Source organism: Acidimicrobiales bacterium (genome assembly GCA_022452145.1).
Classification (GTDB): Bacteria; Actinomycetota; Acidimicrobiia; order Acidimicrobiales; family MedAcidi-G1; genus UBA9410.
Genome location: JAKURY010000024.1, coordinates 22975 through 25519 on the forward strand (window position 1 = coordinate 22975; position 2545 = coordinate 25519).

At 69.5% G+C, this 2545-nt stretch carries 3 protein-coding genes; all 3 read left to right on the plus strand.

Translation table 11 applies throughout. The annotated features are described in order from the left end of the window. A partial coding sequence (locus tag MK177_08805; GenBank protein ID MCH2427414.1) for a hypothetical protein occupies positions 1–1059 on the plus strand: 1059 nt, incomplete at its 5' end. A gap of 52 nt (positions 1060–1111) precedes the next feature. Next, complete coding sequence (locus MK177_08810; protein MCH2427415.1) at positions 1112–1525, plus strand: DUF5318 domain-containing protein; 414 nt, start codon at positions 1112–1114, stop codon at positions 1523–1525. A 192-nt stretch (positions 1526–1717) separates the two neighbouring features. Then, on the plus strand, positions 1718–2500 hold the full coding sequence (gene panB, locus MK177_08815) for a 3-methyl-2-oxobutanoate hydroxymethyltransferase (protein ID MCH2427416.1): 783 nt from the start codon (positions 1718–1720) through the stop codon (positions 2498–2500). The last annotated feature ends 45 nt before the right edge of the window (positions 2501–2545 follow it).

A 2545-nucleotide genomic window follows, 5' to 3' on the forward strand; every position in this document is an offset into this window, starting at 1 on the left:
GCCGACGTGGTATGGCTGCAGGGCGAACGGTTCGGCACGGTGGGGCTACGGGTCGGTGACCACGCCATGGAGATCACGACCCATCGGGCCGAGGCCTACGTGGGCGACTCCCGCAAACCCGTGGTCCGCTTCTCCACCGACCTCCACGAGGACCTGGGCCGTCGGGACTTCACTGTGAACGCCATGGCCGTGGACGTGGCCGACGGGACGCTGCACGACCCGTTCGACGGTAGGGCCGACCTTTCTGCGGGAATCCTCCGGACCCCACTGTCCCCCGGGGAGTCCTTCGGCGATGATCCACTCCGGATGCTGCGGGCCGCCCGGTTCCACGCCAGGTACGGCCTGACCCCGGCCGACGGTCTGGTGGAGGCGGCGCGGTCGCTGGCCGACCGGCTCGGGATCGTGTCCGGGGAGCGAATCCGCGGCGAGTTGTTCCGCCTGCTGGAGGTGGAGGATCCGACAGCGGGGTTCAGCCTCCTGGAGGAGATCGACCTGTTGTGGCGGGTGTTGCCCGAGTTCGCCGGCCTGGAGGAAGACGCCCGGTTGTCGGCTCTGGCCCAGGTCGCCACCGTCGAGGCGGATCCCGTCCTGCGCCTGGCCGTCATCGCCTGGGCGACGGGTGGGTTGGCCGACAGCGCCACCGCCCTGCGGTTGTCGGGATCCGACGCAGGTCTGATCGTCGACCTCCTCGAGGGCGCCGATCGGATACGGGTCGGCGGATCCACCGACGGGACCTGGTCGGACGAGTCGGTGCGGCGCCTCGCTGCGGCGGCTGGGCCGATCCTCGACCGGGTGGTGGGGTTCGCCGGTTCGGTCGGAGTCGCAGTCGGTGATCTCGTATCGGCGCTGGGTCGCCTCCGGTCGGTAGGTGACCTCGACGACCTGAGTCCGGTCCTGGACGGTGGCGAGGTGATGGACCTGCTCGGGCTGGAGCCCGGCCGGGAGGTCGGTGAGGCTATGGCCTGGCTCACCGACCTACGCCTTCGCGAGGGACGGATGCAGCCTGACGAGGCGGGTGGGCGGCTAGCCGCCTGGTGGTCGACCAGGGTTCCCGACTGACAGGCCGACAGAACCGTCATGGCGGTTCCGCCATGTCGCCTATGGTTGCTGCGTGGCGAGTCGGCGAACCGGCGAGGCGAGACAGGCACCCGAGGGCCTGCTGCCTGCCCGCCGTCCGGCCGACGTGGACTACCGGTTGGCCCGTCAGACGATGTTGAACGGGTGGCGGCGGGGCAACGTCGGACGGGAGATCCTCTGCGACGCCCAGCCGATGCTCCGGCGAAATGCCGCGGAGTGCGGGACGCCGACGTCGGAGACGTGCCCGGTGTGCGAGGACAACGAGGTGGCCCACGTGACCTACGTGTTCGGTCCCCGGCTGCCGGCCCATGGTCGCTGCATCTCGACGCCGGGTGAGTTGGCCAGGCTGGATGCCCGCAAGGCCGACATGACCGCCTACGTGGTCGAGGTCTGCGCAGCCTGCGGATGGAACCACCTCGTGCGGATGGCCTCACTGGGATACCGCTGATCCGACATCGCCCGATGGGTGGGTGAAGTGTGTCACTCGACCCTTCACCGCCAGTAGGCCTTCTGTTACCGTTTCGGCGACCGCCGGCAGCCGCAGCGCGCTGGACGGGGAAGGAGGCCAGGAATGGCTCAGAAGTGCACGGTTCCCGCCGTTCGGGACCGGAAGGTGTCCCGTGGGGACGATCCCCTGGTGATGCTCACCGCATACGACGCTCCGGGTGCCCGGATGGTCGACCAGGCCGGCGTCGACATGATCCTCGTTGGCGATTCGGTGGCCATGGTCGTACTCGGCTACGAGGACACCCTGCAGGTGACGGTGGAGGACATCGCCCACCACACCGCGGCCGTGGCCCGTACGCACCCGTCGGCCCTCATAGTCGCCGACATGCCGTGGATGAGCTACCACGTGTCGGTCGCCGACACGGTGCGGAACGCCGCGATGCTGATCCGGGCCGGCGCACAGGCCGTCAAGTTGGAGGGCGGCCGTCGTCGCATTCCGATGATCGAGGCGCTGGTGGCTGCCGAGATCCCGGTGATGGGCCACATAGGCCTGACGCCCCAGTCGATGCACGCCATGGGTGGATACAAGGTGCAGGGCCGCGACACCGCGGCCGCCCTGGACCTGGTTGACGCGGCCAAGGCCCTCACCCACGCCGGCTGCTTCTCGATCGTGCTGGAGGGCGTGCCCGCTCTGGTGGCCGCCATGGTCACCGAGGCCGTGGAGGTCTCGACCATCGGCATCGGGGCCGGTCCGGACTGCGACGGCCAGGTGCTGGTCTTCCACGACGTCCTGGGCCTCGAGCACCGGGTGCTGCCGAAGTTCGTACGGCGGTATGCGGACATGTTCGGCGTGGGTGTCGAGGCACTCGCGGAGTTCGCCTCCGACGTCAGGTCGGGGGAGTTCCCCGACGTGGCCGAGAGCTACCGGCTGGACGACGGGGTAGCCGACGCCCTCAGCCTCTACGGAGACTCCTGAGCCCCTTCCGGGTCCTATACGGGGTGGCTGTCACTCCCAAGAGCC